Source organism: Micromonospora fluostatini, assembly GCF_050410825.1.
GTDB classification, from domain to species: domain Bacteria; phylum Actinomycetota; class Actinomycetes; order Mycobacteriales; family Micromonosporaceae; genus Micromonospora; species Micromonospora rosaria.
In genome coordinates this window covers 1155736-1171744 of record NZ_CP191251.1, presented here as the reverse complement: position 1 = coordinate 1171744, position 16009 = coordinate 1155736, and the positions used below count along the sequence as shown (strand labels likewise).

Here is a 16009-nt window from a genome sequence, read left to right as displayed (position 1 = left end):
CGTCCGGCCAGCCACCGACAGGAGTTCGACCATGCCGCAGAGGTGTGCCGTCGCCATGCCCGACAGCACCAGCCCGCCGGGCCGGTGTCCCACCGCCACCGCGAGGTCCGGTGTGGACCACCGGTTCCGCCACAGTGGACGGTGCCTCCCATGACCCAGCCGGTACCGGCGATCCTCGTCGAGCACGCGGTCGCGCTGCTGCGTCCCCTGACCGCCGCGGCCGGCGACGCCCAGGCCCGCGACCGGCTGCTGCAGGGCATGGGCTGGGACGTGTCCACGCTCACCGGCTTCGACCTGCCCGCCTTCGTCGACGCCCTGGTCCGCTGCCGGGACACCGTGGCCCGGGTCGCCGCCCGGATCGACGCGGGCCTGGACGACCTCGGCGACGCGGCGGCGTGTCTCACCGACATCCGCACCGCCGTCACGGCCGTCGTGGACCTGCTCGACGGCTGGCGGCCCCCGCCCGCCCCGGGCTCGGCGGGCCGGCCCGCTCCCCCGCACCACGACGCCGACCCGTACCTGCTCTTCCTCACCGACCTGTTCGGCTACCTGCTCGACGCCCATTTGGCGCTGTACGCGCCGAACCTGCTGGTCGCCCTCGACATGCTCGGCGTCCGGCGGCTGGTCACCGCCACCGCGCCCGTCACGATCGGCGGCCGGCAGGCCCGGGACCGGCGGGAGCGGCCCTTCTTCACGGTCGACCCGCTGGGCCGGCTGCTGGCCGACCCGGTGGGTGTGCTCCGGGACCGGCTCTTCGGGCCGCAGGGCCCGCCCACGCTGCCCGCCGAGATCGCCGACGCCCTCGGCGAGCCGCTGGTGCGGTGGCTGACCGGCATCGGGGTGCCCGCCTCGTACGGCACGCCGGGCGTGGACTCGGCCGGGTCGGAGCTGACCCCGGCGCAGCGTGACGCCGCCCGACGCCTGCTGCACCTGTCCTGGTCGGCGCCGGTCGGCACCCCCGACGAGCCGGACGCCGACCCGGACGTCGACCCGCTGGGACAGGCCACCCTGCACCTGGCCGCCGGGCTGGCCCGGGACACCACGCAGGACCCCGTCGACCCGCCGCTGGCCCTGGTGCTCGCACCACAGGGGAGCCTCGACGCCACCGTGGAGCACGGCCCGTGGACCGTGGCGGGCCGGCTCACCGGCCTGGTCACCCCGGTCGTGGTCACCCGGGACGGCGCGCGGTTCCGGCCCGCCGACGGCTCCACCCCACCGGCCGGGGCCGAGCTGACCGGCTCGGTCGAGCTGCGGTACGCCGGTCCCACCCCCGGCGAGCCGGCCCTGCGCCTCGGCTCACCGGACGGTACCCGGCTGGAGGTCGACCAGTTCCGGTTCGCCGCACAGGGCCGGCTCACCGCCACCGGGCCGACCGGTGACCTCGTCCTGAGCCTGGACGGCGCCCGCCTGCTGATCGCACCGGGTGACGACGGTTTCCTCGCCGCGGTCCTGCCGTCCTACCCGATCCGGATCGAGCTGGACGCCGGGCTGCGCTGGTCGCCGGAGGGCGGCCTCACCCTCACCGGCGGCGGTGGGCTGGAGTCGACCCTGCCGGTCGGCGCGACCTTCGGCCCGCTGCACGTGGACCACGTCACCGTCGGGGTGCGGGCCGGCAGCACGGGGCTGCCCGGCGGCGGCGTCACCGGCCCCGTCGGCACCGCCGGGGTCGAGGTGCGGCTGACCACCGACCTGACGGTACGGCTCGGCCCGGTCACCGCCTCGGCCACCGGCCTCGGGCTGCGGGCCGCGCTGACCCCGGCCGACGGCGCCGGCACGCTCGGCCCGGTCGACGTGGACCTGGCGTTCCTGCGGCCCTCCGGGGTCGGCATCGCGGTCGACGCCGGGGTGGTCACCGGTGGCGGGTTCCTGCTCGCCCAGGACGACGACCGGTACGGCGGCGTCGTCCAGCTCAGTTTCCTCGGCCAGTCGCTGTCCGCCGTCGGCCTGCTCGACACCCGGATGCCGGACGGCTCCCCCGGTTTCTCCCTGCTCGTGCTCATCTCGGTGCGGTTCCCCCCGGTTCAGCTCGGGTTCGGTTTCGCGCTCACCGGCGTCGGCGGCCTGATCGGCGTCAACCGGACGGTGAACGTGAAGGCGATGCGCGACGGGCTCGCCGACGGCGCGCTGGACGACCTGCTGTTCCCGGCCGACCCGATCGGTAACGCCCCCCGGCTGGTCCGGGACCTCGACCGGTTCTTCCCCACCACCGTCGGCCAGCACGTGGTCGGGCCGACCGTGGAGCTCACCTGGGGCGCGCAGGGCCTGCTCACCGCCCGGCTGGGCCTGTTCGTGGAGTTCCCGACGCCGGTGCGGGTGGTGCTCGCCGGCCAGCTACGGATCGCGCTGCCGCCGGGCCGCACCGAACCGGTGGTGCTGATCCAGGTCGACCTGGTCGGCGCGCTCGACTTCGGCGAGCGGACGCTGGCGATCGACGGGGTGCTGCGCGACTCCCGGATCGCCGGGTTCACCCTCACCGGGCGGATGGCGGTCCGCGCGAACTGGGGGGACCGGCCCTCGTTCCTGGTCTCCATCGGGGGGTTCCACCCCCGGTTCCCGCAGCCGGACACCGTCCCGGCGCTCCAGCGACTGACCCTGTCGCTGGGCGACGGCAACCCCCGGCTGCGGCTGGCGTCGTACCTGGCGGTCACCTCGAACACCGTTCAGTTCGGGGCCCGCCTGGACCTGTACGCCGGGATCTCGGTCCCGATCGTCGGCACCTTCGCCATCGCGGCGGTGCTCAGCTTCGACGCGCTGATCGTGCTCGATCCGCTCTCCTTCGCCATCGACATCTACGCGATGGTGGCGCTCACCTGGAACGGTGACCCGGTCCTCGCCGTGGAGCTCGCCGGCAGCCTGACCGGGCCACGCCCGTGGCGGGCGGTGGGGCGGGCCAGCTTCACCTTCCTCGGCCGGCACTCCATCCGGTTCGACGTCACCGTCGGCAAACGCCCCACCGTCGCCCCGCCGGTGCGGGTGGACCTCGCGGGCAAGGTCCGCGCGGCGCTGGCGGACCCGGCGAACTGGACCGCCGAGCCGCCCACCGGCTCCGGGCCGCTGGTCACCCTCGCCGAGTCGGCCACCGTCGACGCCGGGGTCCTGGTGCACCCGCTCGGGTCGCTGACGGTGCGGCAGAAGGTGGCCCCGCTGGAGGTGACCGTCGACCGGTACGGCACGGCGGCGCTCACCGGGGGAGTGCGCCGGTTCACCGTCGGCGGGGTCGTGCTCGACGACGCCCCGGCCCGGTCCACACCGGTCGACGACCTCTTCCCCCCGGCGGAGTACCTCGACATGGACGACATGGAGAAGCTCTCCGCGCCCTCGTTCGAGCGGTGGACGTCCGGCTTCCGTGTCGACGACTCGGCGTTGACCCTGCCCCCGGCGCCGGCCTGGCGCTCGGTCGCCGCCCGGACCGAGGACGAGATCGTCACCCGTACCCCCGGTGCTGGCCCGACCGGGCAGACGGTGACCCGGCCGATCCCGGACGACCGGATGAAGGTCCAGGCCGGGGCCGGCGCGGCGGCGGTCAACGGGGCCGGCGCGCAGGGCGCGCGGGCGTTCGCCGGGCCCGCCTCCGACATCGGGCTGGCCGAGCCGCTGTACGCGGTGGTCACCGCCACCCCGCCCACCGACGGCACGCTCGCGGTGCTCACGCCGGCCCGACCGCCGGCCCGGTACGCCGAGGCCCGGGAGGCGGTCGCCGCCCAGGGGGCCGGCGGGTTCCGCAAGCTCATCGACAACGACGACGTCCCCCGGGAGTGACCGTGTCCTCGACCTACCATTTCCTGCCCTGGGCCAGGGAGGGCCTGGCCAACCGGCTCCGCGCGCCGGAACCCGACGAGGACCCGCGCCGTGGCCACGTCACCGTCAGCGCGTCGCTCAACGAGGAGCCCCTCGGCGAGGTCGACGTCGCCATGCTCGGCCCCGGCGACGTGACCGGGCTCGCCCCGCACCAGGTGCTGCGCACCGACCCGCCGCCCGGCACGCTCGGCTTCGAGCCGGACCACTACCCCACCCTGGACCTCGACTCGCCGACCCTGCCCTGGCTGTTCACCCCGCTGCCCCCGGCCGCCGACCGGCTCCCCCCGTGGCTGTGCCTGGTGGCGGTCCGCCAACAGCCCGGGGTCCGGCTACGCACCGACGGGCTGCGCAACACCACCGTGCTGGAGATCGGCGCGCCCGCCGACGCCCGGCTCGAACTGCCCGACCTCACCCACTCCTGGGCCTGGGCGCACGTGCAACTGGTCGGTGCGCTCGCCCCCGGCGAGTCCGCCGCGCAGGTGCTGCGCCAGGCCCCGGAGCGGACCGTCGCCCGGCTGGTCTGCCCCACGCCGCTGCGTCCCGACGCCCGCTACCACGCCTGCCTCGTGCCGACCTTCGCCGTCGGCCGGGCGGCCGGGCTGAACCTGCCGCTGCCCGACGGCACCGGGCCGGCCTGGACGTCCACCGACCAGGAGGTGACGCTGCCGGTCTACCACCACTGGGAGTTCAGCACCGGCGCCGGCCACAGCTTCGCCGACCTGGTCCGGGCGCTGCGGTTCCGGCCGGCCCCCGAGGGTGTCGGCCGGCGGCCGTTCGACCTGGCCGGCAGCGGGCTCACCGCCCCGGCCGGGGCGACGCCGCTGCCCGCGTTCGACGGCGCGCTGGTGCGCCCCGGCAGCGGTCACACCGACCCGCCCGCCTGGGTACGGCAGGCCCTCGCCCCGCTCGTCGGCACCGGGCCGGGCAGCGCCGCGCCGCTGTACGGCGGCGAGCACGCCGGCCGGCGGTCGGTGCCGCCCGGCGACCCCGGCTGGCTCGCCGAGCTGAACCTCGACCCCCGGTACCGGGGCGTCGCGGGGCTGGCCGCCGCCGTCGTGCGGGACCGGCAGGAGGACCTGGTCGCGGCGGCCTGGCAGCAGGCCGGCGACGTGCGGCCGGTCAACAAGCTGCTGGCCACCAGCGACCTGGCGACCACGGTCAACAGCACCCTGCACGCCCGCCGGCTCACCGGCCTGCCGGCCGACGGGCTGACCCTGACCCAACTGACGGCGCCGCTGGGGCTCACCGCCGGCGCCGGGGTGGTCACCACCACCGCGTACCGGCGGGTGAGCCGGCGACGCGGGCCGATCGCCCGGCGGGCCGCCCCACCTGCCCCGGTCACCGTCGCGCCGGCCGACGTCGCGGCCCTGACCAGCGCGCTCGAACCGGCCCGCACCGTCAAGCAACGGGTGGCCAGTCGGCTCACCGGGGCCACCGGCACCGACCAGCCGGACCGGGTCCGGATCGCGCCGGCCTTCCCGACCCCGATGGCCGGTGAGCTGGCCCGGCTCGCGCCGCAGTTCCTGCTGCCCGGCGCGGACCGGATCCCGCCGGACAGCGTGGTCGCGCTGGAGACCAACCCCCGCTTCGTCGCCGCGTTCCTCGCCGGGCTGACCGCCGAACTCGCCAGCGAGCTGCGCTGGCGGGACTTTCCGCTGGCCGACCGGGCCACCCTGTTCCAGCACTTCTGGGACCGGCGCGGCCAGAGTGGCGACGGTACGCCGGACGTGCCGCCGATCGACCAGTGGCCGGCCGACCGGCGGCTCGACAAGGTGGTGACCGGCGACCCCGCCCGCCTGGTCCTGGCGGTCCGGGGCGAGCTGCTGCGCCGGCACCCGCGCACGGCCGTCTACGCGGTCCGCGCCGCGTCACGGACCGTCCCGGCGGACGAGACCGTCGCCGGCACCGTGGCGTACCCGATCTTCGGCGGCGCCCTCGGCACGGACCTGCGCTACTTCGGCTTCGACCTGACCCAGGACCAGGCGACCGGGCGGACGGACGCCCCGGGCTGGTTCTTCGTCTTCGCCGAGCAACCCACCGAGACCCGGTTCGGCCCGCCCCCGACCGGCGACCCGCTCGCCGGCGCCGGGGTGACCGCCGCCGAGGTCGCCCGCCGCACCCTGCGGCTGCCGCTGCGGGTGCTGATCCACGCCGCCGACCTGCTCACCGCCGACTGAGGCCGGAGAACGAGACGCCATGCCCGACATCACCACCGTGCCCACCGGTACGCCGATCGCCCTGCTGCCGTACCGGATCGAGACCCGGTACCTGCCCCGGTCCGGCGGCCAGCCCGGCGCCGACCTGCTGGTCCGGGTCTACCCCGACCAGCTCCACTTCGACGCGCACGAGCCGGGGCTGGCCCCGGTCGAGGCGCAGGCCCGCGCGGAGTTCATCGCCGCCGGTGGGCACCGTCTCGACCCGGACGCGCCCGACGTGGTGTCCGCGTGGGCGCGGCTCGTCGAACAGTTCGGCGAGACCCGCGCCGCCTGGCTCGCCCGGCGGCTCCCCGACGGGGAGACCCTCGGCGACCGTCCGGCCATGTGGTCCGAGCCGGTGCGCGCCCGCGCGCTGCCGGACCGCTTCGTGGTGCTCGGGTACCGCGCCGGCCAGGTGGTCTTCCGGCACGAGGCCGCACCGGTCCCCCGGGACCTCGCGGTCAGCCCGCCGCCGGACGAGGCCGTCACGCCCGCGCCTCCGTCGCCGCCGGACGCCTCCGGGCACCGGCCCGACCCCGTCGACGTGCCGCCGGGCATGGCCTGGATGATCGACCCCGCCGAGGGCGAGGCGAACGGCATGCTGCTGCGGGTCCCGCTCGGCCCCACCCAACTGGTCCTGGACCGGCTCGTCGTGCTCGGGGTCCGGGTCGAGGCCCGGCCGGGTGAGCCCGGCGGAACCGCCCCGGCGCGCGGCGCGGCCGACCTCGCCGCGCTGCTCACCGCGCACCGCTACACCGACGGGCTCGCGCTGGTCGCCCAGGGCACCCCGACGAACAACACCGGACGGGGCCCCTCCGGCCTCGGCGAGGCGGGACTCGCGGCCACCACCAGCCGCCGGGAACTGGCGCCCGACGTGGCGGGCGACGGCTCCGACGGGGCCCGGCTGGCCGCCGCGCTCGGCGTACCCCGGACGGTGTTCGGCAGGGTCGAGGGGGCCGACGGGCGGGAGTCGCGCGACGCGCAGGCGATGAACGCCGCCCTCTGGCCCGCCACCTGGGGCTATCTGCTGAACGGCATCCTGACCAGCGTCGGTCTCACCCGGCTGGAGCCGTACCGGCGGCACTTCGTGGACTGGGTCCGGGCCCGGGGCCCGCTGGCCGCGCTGCGGATCGGCAACCAGCCGTACGGGGTGCTGCCGGTCGTCTCGCTCGACCGCTACCAGGCCGACCCGGGCGACCCCACCGGCGCCCAGGTCGCCAACCTCGTCCGCCGGCTGCGCCCGATCTGGCAGACCGCCGTCGCCGCCAGCAGGCCGGACACCAGGCCGGTGCTGGACATCCTCAAGCGCCGCCCGGTCTCCGACGGCTACGCGGTGCGCGGCGTCTTCGGTGCCAGCCCGTGGATCGACACGGCGATCAGCTTCGAGGGACTCGACCAGGCCCAGGTGATCCAGCGGACCGTCGACGCCCGGACCGAGCACGGGCGGATCAGCAGCACGTTGAACGTGCCGCCGTTCATGCCGTTCGACTTCATCAAGGCGTTCACCTCCGCGTCCGCCTGGGACGGGCACCTGCCGACGGTCGCGGCCGACCTCACCCCGCAGACCGTGGAGTGGCTCGCCGCCCTGCGGGCCCGGATGCTGGCCACCCTGCCCGCCGACGTCGAGGCCGGGGGCTGGCCGGGCAAGCCGGCCGACTCGGTGCTGTACCTGCTGCTGCGGCACGCGGCCCGGCTGGTCGCCACCGGCCCGGCCCCGGACGTGCGGGACTACCCGGCCCGGGGCCACTTCGGCGACGCCGTCGAGCCGCCGCCGCTGGACCGGTACGCCGAGCTGCTCGCCGCCCTCGACGACCTGGCCCGACGACCGGCCACGGTGGTCGACCTGGCCGCCCGCGAGGCGCTGGACCTGGCCGGGTTCCGGCTCGACGCCTGGGCCACCTCGGTGGCCACCCGGCGGCTCGCCCGGCTGCGCGCCGACCCGACGGCCGGGCTCGCCCTCGGCGGGTACGGCTTCGTCGAGAACCTGGCCCCCGGCAGCCACGACGTCGCCGTACCGGCCGACCAGATCCCGCCGGGTGAGGCGCCCGGCCTGCTGCGCCGCGCCAGCGACGCCGGCTACCTGCACGCGCCGAGCGTGGCCCACGCGGCGACCGCCGCCGTGCTGCGCGCCGGCCACCTCAACCACGCCGAGGAGGCCGACGGCACCGGGACCAGCCCGTTCGCCCTCGACCTCTCCTCCCGCCGGGTCCGGCTCGGCACCGCCGTCGTCGAGGGGCTGCGCCAGGGGCAGACCCTGGCGGCGCTGATCGGGTACCGGATCGAGCGGGCCCTGCACGACACCGGGCAGGCGGCGGTCATCCCCGCCCTGCGCCGGGCGGTCGCCGCGCTGGCCGGCCACACCGGTGAGCAGGAGGTGGTCGACGGGGTCGCGCTGCTCACCGCGCACACCGCCGGGCAGCTCCGGTGGGGCGTCGACGGGCTGCCCCGGTTGACCGCCGTCGCGCCGGCGATCGAGGTGGCCCGGGAGGCCCTCGACGCGGTCGGTGACCTCTCCGTCGCCGAGGGACTGCACCACACGGTGCAGGGCAACTACCAGCGGGCCGCCGCGGCGCTGGCGATCGGCAAGGTCGACGGGGTCGCCCCGCCGGAGCTGGAGGTGGTCCGCACTCCCCGCACCGGCGCCGGGATCACCCACCGGCTCCTGCTGATGCTGGACGCGCCCCCGCTCGGCGCCGGGTCGGGCGGGTGGCAGGTCGGCCCCCGGGAGACCGCCGAGCCCGCCCTCGCCGCCTGGGTGGCGGCGGTGCTGGGCCCCGCGCAGCGGGTGGTCGCCGACGTCGGGTTCGCCGGCCCGGCGACCGGCGCGGCGCCGGCCCCGACCCGCCGGGTCACCCTCGGCGAGGCGCTGCCGTACCCGCTGGAGCTGCTCGGGTACGCCGACGACCCGGCCGGGATCGAGAGCCGGCTCGCCTGGCACCAGCTCGACCCGGTGCGCCGCCCGGCCGGCGTCGGGCCGGACGCCGGGGTGCGGCTCCTGCCGGACCCGGCGAGTCCGCTCTCCCCCGGTCAGGTGTACCTCACCGACCTGCTGGAGGTGGTGCGCTCGGTCGCGGCGGTGCTCTCCACCGCCCGCCCGCTGGCCGCTGCCGATCTGGTGGTCGGCGGCACGGCCGACGAGGACGAGCCGGACGGCGTGCTCCTGGACGAGCTGCGGCAGCGGGCGACGGTGGCCCACCTGGGCCTGACCACCCTGCGCGCGGCGCTGCGCGACGCCGTCGGGGACCCGGACGACCACGGGCACGCCGAGGAGGTCGCCGATCTCGCCACGGCGGCGGGGCACCTGCTCACCGCCACCGCCTTCGGCGTGCCCGGCGTGGTGCCCGTGGCCCGGCACGCCCTCGACCCCACCGGAGCGGACGGGCAGCCCGCGACCGAGGCCTCCACCACCGCCGTGGCCGCCCTCACCGCCCAGGTCCTCGCCGGGTACGCCGAGGTGCGCCGCCGCAGCGTGGCGGCGGACGAGATCGCGGCGCGGGCCAGCCGGGCAGCGGACTGGGTCGACCTGCTCCGGGCCGTCTTCGGCGCGGACTTCCCGGTGGTGCCCCGCTTCACCCCGGCCGACCCGACCCAGCTCGGCCGGGCCTTCGCCGGCACGTCGGTCAGCCCCGCGCCGGCCGGTCAGGAGCCGCTGGCCTGGTTCGCCCGGGCGGCCCGGATCCGGCCGGCGGTCGCGGCGGTCGAGACGGCCTGCCGGTTCGGTCAGGCGCTGGCCACCGGGTGGGGTCTGGACCTGACGATCGGGCAGGTGCCCGCGCCGGCCGCCGGGGAACCCGCCCGGCGCTGGGTCGGCCTGCCCCCGCTGGACCCGGCCGGCACCGTGCCGACCGGGGTGACCTCGCTCGTCGCGGTCGGCGCCGGTCCGGCCGGCACCGGCTCGCTCGCCGGGTTGCTGCTCGACGAGTGGGGCGAGGTGGTGCCGGCCCGCCGGGAGACGACGGCGGTCGCGTACCACTACGACGCGCCGGGGGCGCAGGCGCCGCAGGCCGTCCTGCTCGCCGTCTCGCCACGGCCGGCCGGCGGCACCTGGACCCTCGACGACCTGACCGCGACCGTCAACGAGACGATCGACCTGGTCAAGGCCCGGTCGATGGACCGGGTCGACCTCGGCGCCGACCACATTCTGGGGTCGCTGGCGTACCTGCCGCTGTGGCCGGCGACCGCGCCCGGCGCGGTGGACGTGGCCCGGCTGGCGTCGGTGCCGGCGACCTTCGGTGTGCCGCAGATGGCCGGCAAGCCCGAGATCGACAACTTCTACCTGGAGACCACGCAGACAACTGCCACCGAGATCCGGCAGGGTCGCACCATCACGATCGCCGTCACCGGCAAGAACCTGCAGAACGAACTGTTGGACAGCCAGTGGACCGTCAACCGGCCAGAGCTGCAGCTCCGGGTGCTCAGCCAGTCGGAGAAGCACGCCCGGCTCGAACTGAAAGCGGCACAGACCAGCACCGGCTACCCGCCGCTCGGCGAGTACGAACTGCGGCTGACCAACCGGGGTGGCGTCGCCACCCGGAAAGTCCTCGTCACCCCGCGCATCACCATCACGGGCGTCACCCCCGCCGTGGTGCGCCAGGACCAGTACGCCACCACTGCAGTGCTCCAGGTCCGCGGCCACCACCTGCTGCCGGCGCCGCCGGCTTCGCCGGTCACCTTCACGGTTCCCGGGTCCGGCCTGACGGTGATCGGGATGACCTCGAACGACGAGCCGGGCACGGTGACGGCGACGGTGACGGTGACCCTGGCGGTACCCGGTCGACCCAAGCCGCCGGTCGAGTACGACGACCGCGGCAAACCGATCCCCAAGGTCAAGCACTGGAGGCAGGTGCCCGTGACCCTGGCCGTGCAGGGGCCGCGGGAGCACGGCGACAGCGTGGAGGACGCGTCCGACAAGCTCGTCGGGGCCTTCACGTACGAGGTCATGTCCTGGGTCACCACCGATCTGTGAACGGGGAGAGACGATGAGCATGCAGAACGGGTGGGCCCGGCTGGAGCCGGTGGCCCGGGAACGGACCGGGGAGGAGGGCCTGCAGGCGGGGGTCGCCGATCCCCTGTGGCTGCTGACCCGGCAGTGGCAGCTCGGTGAGTTCGCCGGTGAGGACGCCGGCACCCCGGTCTGGGCGCGGTTGCGCGGCACGGTCACCGGGCTGACCCGGCTGCGTCCCGGGCCGCCGCCCACCGGCCCGGGTGGCGCCGAGGGGCTGCGGTACGACGTCGGTACCGTGCCGCTGGAGGCGCTGGTCGAGTCGGAGCCGGCGGTGGTCGGCACCGAGCCGGGCCGGGAGCTGGCCCTGCGGGCCGGCGGGTACTTCCTGACCCTGCTGGCCGCCGAGCGGAAGACCGCCGGAGTGACCGCCGACAGCCAGGCCGGCTACCTCGCCGGGTTGCTGGCCACGTACCCGATCCCCACCGAGGGTCTGCCCGCCGGCGAGCGGCTGCTGGCCGCCCGGGTGCCGGACGGGGTGGCGCTGTTCGCCGCCCTCGACCCGGCGCTGCGCCCGACCGGTAAGGAACGTCCGATGCTGCCCGCGCAGCCGCCGTTGGCCGGCGCGTCGCCGCTGCCGATCCGGGCCGCGGCCCTGCGCTTCCTCGCCTGGTACGACGGGGTGACCGGGCGGGCCCTGCCGGACCTGCCCACCTGGTCGCCGCAGCGGCTGGAGTACCAGGTGTCGCTGGCCGCCCCCGCCGCCGCTGGGGCGGAGGAGTTCGTGCTCACCACCGACGAGTACGCCTCCGGCAGCCTGGACTGGTACGCCTTCGACAGCGTGCCCGGCGGGTCGCTGGGAGCCGTGCCGAGCGACCCGGGTGGGACCGTCCGCCCGTTCCTGTCGGCGGGCATCCCGACGCCGGTCACGTTCCGGGGCATGCCGGCCGCCCGGTGGTGGGAGTTCGAGAACGCGGCGGTCGACTTCGGCAGCGTCCGGGCCTCCGGGGACAGCATCGCCACCATGCTGCTGGTCGAGTACGCCACCGTCTACAGCAACGACTTCTTCCTGTTCCCGGTGGCGATGGAGGTCGGCTCGGTCTGCCGGGTGTCGTCGCTCGTCGTGCACGACACCTTCGGGCAGCGGATGCTCGTGCCGCCCACCCGGTCGGCGGCGCGCGGCGCCGAGTTCGCCATCTACGAGCACAGCGTGCACGACCCGCTCAGCGGCGGCACCCGGCCACTGCTGCTGCGGGACAGCACCTTCACGCTGCTGCCCACCCTGGACGACAGCCACGACTCGGCCCCGGTCGAGGAGGTCTGGCTGCTGCGCGACGAGACCGCCAACCAGGTGTGGGCGGTCGAGGCGACCGCCGGCGGCCCCGACGGGCGACCGGTGGACCGGGCGGAACGCCACGCCGCCGGCCGCGCCGCCACCGGCGGCACCGTCACCCCCTCCGCCGACCCGGACCTGCCGCTGCGCTACCGGCTGCGGACCGACACCCCGGGCCACTGGTTCCCGCTGGACCCGTCGCCGCAGGCCGCCCAGATGCTCGACGTCGGCACCGTCCCGCCGCTGGACGGGTCGCCCGCCCCGGTGCCCTGGGGCCGGTTGCTCGGCGAACTCCGGCAGCACCGGCTGCACCGGGAGGAGGTGACCCGGGCCGGCACCCACCTCACCCGCGCCTGGCAGTACGCCCGCTGGACCGACGGCCGCCAGCACCTGTGGCTCGGCCGGCGGGCCACGGTCGGTCGCGGCGGTGGTGCCAGCGGCCGGTACCACGACGTGCTCTGGCCCGGCCCGGTCAGCGCGCCGGGCCTGCCCGGCCCGGCCGCGCCGGGCGGCCCGCCGGCCGTACCGCGACCGTCGGGGCCGGGCACACCCGCGCCCGACGTGCCGGCCCGGCCCCCGGCGGAGCAGTCGTGACCGCCCCCGTCGTCGAGGCGATCGAGACGCTGCGCGCCCGCGCGGAAGAGCGGTGGCCGTTCGGCCCCACCGCCCTGGCCGGGGAGCAGCGCGCCCACCTGGCGGGCTGGCGCAGCTACCGGTCCTGGCTGGCGGCCGTGGAGGCGGGCCCGCACCAGCCACCCTGGCAGCCCCGGGACGTGGTGCGCCGGATGCGGCTGCTCGTCGCCGGTGGGGAGCCGCCGGAGACCTGGCAGCCGGACGAGCTGATCGCCGACGCGCATTCGTGGGCGCGGACACCGCTGACCGTCGCCGACGTCCCCCGCCCGGCCCTCAACGGGCTGTACCGCACCGGGCGGCTCCAGATCGGCGTCGGGCCGACCGGTGCGCCCCGGCTGGTCGACACGTACCCGATCTGGTGCCTGCTGGACCAGCGCCTCGGCGAGCCGACCCCCCAGGGGGCCGTGTACGACGGGGCCGCGCTGCTCGGCTGGCCGGGCCTGCTGGCCGAGGCGTGGCTCGGCTACGAGCTGCGCCGCCGCGCCGCCGAGCAGGTGGCCCGGGACGCCGGTGGCACCTGGGTCGAGGACCCGGCCGACCTGGCCCGCCCCCGGCAGTGGCTGGCCGAGGCGACCGCCGAACGGGCCGGGGTGGAACGGCTCTTCGCGGTCGTCGACGGGCTGAACCTCGCCGCGACCTGGGATCCGGCCACCCCGGTCAGCACGCTGCTGGCCGGGTACTACGACCCGGCCGGCCCGGCCACCACGGACCCGACCGAACGGCACGCGCGCAACCGGTTCCGCCTGCTGTACGACGCGGCCACGCCACCGGTCCCCCTCGAGTCCGACCCGGCCCGGCTCGCCGCCGCCCTGCGCCCGCCGGTGGCGAGAGCGGCGATGTTCCTGGTCATCCGGCAGCACCTGGGCCGCTCCTGGCCCCCGTGGGCGGCGGCGGACGCGGTCGCGGCGCTCGACAGCGCCTGGGGCGCGGCGATGCTCACCGAACTGGTCGACCGGTTCGCCGGCGTCCTGCTGGCCGGGGCGGCCGGCGACGGCTGGACCGCCGGTGACTGGCCGGCCGCCCCGACGGCGCTCGGCCGCTACGGCGGCTGGCACCTGCGCCACGGCGACAGCGACGCCGAGCGCCGCTTCGGCGGGCGGGTGCGGGCCGGTGACCCGGCACAGACCCCGGTCGCCCTGCTCCAGCGGGACCTCACCGAACTCGGGTTCGCCGTCGCCGTCACCGGTCGGTTCGACGCGGCCACCGAGAGCGCCCTGCGCGAGCTGCAAACCGTCGCCGCCCACCGGGAGGTCACCGCGACCCGCGCCGAGGTCGCCGGGGAATCCCGGGGCCCGGCGTACCGGCGGCACCTGGGCCTGCCGCACGGCCGGCTGGACGAGGAGACCGCGGGCACCATCGACCTCTGGCGGCAGCCCGGCCGCCACGGCGTGCCCGACGCGGAGCGGATCGTCCGGCCGACGCTGACCGGGCTGCCGGCCGCCACCGTGCTGACCCGCGCCGCCCGGGAGCTGTACCCGTGGTCGACGCTGGTGGCGGCCCGGGACGGGGTCCCGCTGACCCCCGCGCAGTGGCGGCAGGTCGGCGACGCGCAGAAGGCCCTGTGGCGTCGACGGCTGATGGTGCGCGCCGGCTTCGCCGTCGACGAGGGCGGCGAGCCCCCGTACGTGCTGGACGTGGCCGACGGGAACCTCTTCCACCTGGAGGCGGTCACCGAGTTCTACCTGAATGTGAACGACCCGTGGCTGCCGCGCGACGCCGGGGAGATGGTGGGGCGCAACGTGCCCCGCCCGCCGGAGGACGAGGGGTACCACCGGGTGGACCTGCTCGACCCCGCCGGGACCGCCGCGACACCCGCGCCACCGCATCCGCCGAACCAGTTCCGGCTGCGCCTCGACGGCGACGCCGACCTGGCCGGGGTGTGGCGGTCGGACGGAGCGAACGGGCCGCACCGGGACCTGCTCTTCCTCGCCGGCACCGCGCCCGCCGCGCAGCGGTGGTTCCGGGTGGCGGGCGTCGAGGCGGCCACCCGGACCGTCACCGTGCACGGCAACCCGGAGCTGGTCGGGCCGGACCAGTCCTGGCTGCTGCGCCGCCGCCCGCAGATCGTCATGGTGGACCCGGTCGGCGAACGGCCGCACCTGGTCGGCACCGGCGCCCGGCCCGGTGCGGCGGCGAACCAGGTGATCCTCGACGGCGACGCCGGGCTCACCCTGCTCAACCTCAATGCCGACACCATCCACCTGCCCGCCGACGTGGCCCGCCCCTCGGCGACGTACCGGATCCTCGGGTGTGACCTGGCGACCCGGACCCTGACGCTGGACGGCGAGCCGGCCCTCGACGGCGAGTCGTCGGCCTGGCAGATCCCGGCCGGCGTCGGCGGGCGGTTCGACCCGATCCCGACCGGGTTCCGGCCCGATCAGCGCGGCACCGACCACTACGGCGGCGTGGCCCTCGTCGTGCACGGCGGCCGGCAGCACGCGGCGTACTCGTTCACCAGCTACTCGGCCTGGCGGTACAACGACGACAACCGGTCGGCGATCCGGGGCAACACCCACTACGACTGTCTGTCGTACCGGTCCGGTGACGCCTTCAAGAACTACTCAATCAAGATCGTCACCCCCGGCGAGAACGACCACGTCGCCCACGGCCGCTACTACCTGGACGACATCAGCAACCCCCGGCCGTTGCCCGGCGTCAACCCGACCTGGCACCCGTTCGCGCCGCTGCTGCACGTCCGCGACGACCCCGACGGCAAGCGCTTCATCCGGTTCCACGACGGGCACACCAACACCGGGGACGACGCGGCGTCCAGCACCGGATCGGCGGGCTGCATCGTCTCGCCCGACTACTTCGACCTCCGGCAGACCCTGATCGGGCTCCACCAGCAGGAGCGGGCGCTGCTCGGGTTGGCGCCCGACCCGCCGCTGGCCGACCTGGCCCCGCTCGGGCGCGCCGACTCCCGGGCCCTGTGGACCCGCAGCAACACCGACCCGCTGACCCCGCCCCCGCCGCACGTCACGACGGCCCAGTGGCAGAACATGATCGCCGCCCGGCTGTGGCTGGTCCGCCCGGACGAACGCCCCGCCGGGCCGGCCGCGCCGTGAGCCGCCGGCCCTTCCCCCGACGTCCACCACCAGGGCCGGTACC

Annotated in this window: 5 protein-coding genes; all 5 read left to right on the top strand. The window is 76.6% G+C overall.

What is annotated here, in order from left to right; genetic code table 11:
• Window positions 1–150: 150 nt before the first annotated feature.
• From ACQUFX_RS05235 to ACQUFX_RS05215, 5 genes are read left to right on the top strand one after another with little or no spacing between them, the layout of a single operon-like run.
• Entirely contained in the window at window positions 151–3759 is a 3609-nt protein-coding gene (locus tag ACQUFX_RS05235; protein WP_428964883.1) for a DUF6603 domain-containing protein, read from the top strand.
• 2 nt (window positions 3760–3761) lie between these two features.
• Window positions 3762–5975, top strand: coding sequence for a hypothetical protein (locus ACQUFX_RS05230; protein ID WP_428964882.1), 2214 nt, complete (start codon window positions 3762–3764; stop codon window positions 5973–5975).
• 19 nt (window positions 5976–5994) lie between these two features.
• Window positions 5995–10959 carry a hypothetical protein gene (locus ACQUFX_RS05225; protein ID WP_428964881.1) on the top strand — a complete coding sequence of 1655 codons (4965 nt, stop codon included), beginning with the start codon at window positions 5995–5997 and terminating at the stop codon, window positions 10957–10959.
• A 13-nt stretch (window positions 10960–10972) separates the two neighbouring features.
• On the top strand, window positions 10973–12862 hold the full coding sequence (locus ACQUFX_RS05220; RefSeq protein ID WP_428964880.1) for a hypothetical protein: 1890 nt from the start codon (window positions 10973–10975) through the stop codon (window positions 12860–12862).
• The gene (locus tag ACQUFX_RS05215; RefSeq protein WP_428964879.1) at window positions 12859–15966 is read left to right on the top strand and encodes a peptidoglycan-binding domain-containing protein; all 3108 of its coding nucleotides are present in this window, start codon (window positions 12859–12861) and stop codon (window positions 15964–15966) included. The genes ACQUFX_RS05220 and ACQUFX_RS05215 overlap by 4 nt, the downstream gene beginning before the upstream one ends.
• Window positions 15967–16009 lie beyond the last annotated feature (43 nt).

Bases quoted from the DNA above. Each gene is read 5' to 3' on its own strand.
- ACQUFX_RS05225 (WP_428964881.1), top strand. From the start codon at position 5,995: ATGCCCGACATCACCACCGTGCCCACCGGTACGCCGATCGCCCTGCTG.
- ACQUFX_RS05235 (WP_428964883.1), top strand. From the start codon at position 151: ATGACCCAGCCGGTACCGGCGATCCTCGTCGAGCACGCGGTCGCGCTG.
- ACQUFX_RS05220 (WP_428964880.1), top strand. From the start codon at position 10,973: ATGAGCATGCAGAACGGGTGGGCCCGGCTGGAGCCGGTGGCCCGGGAA.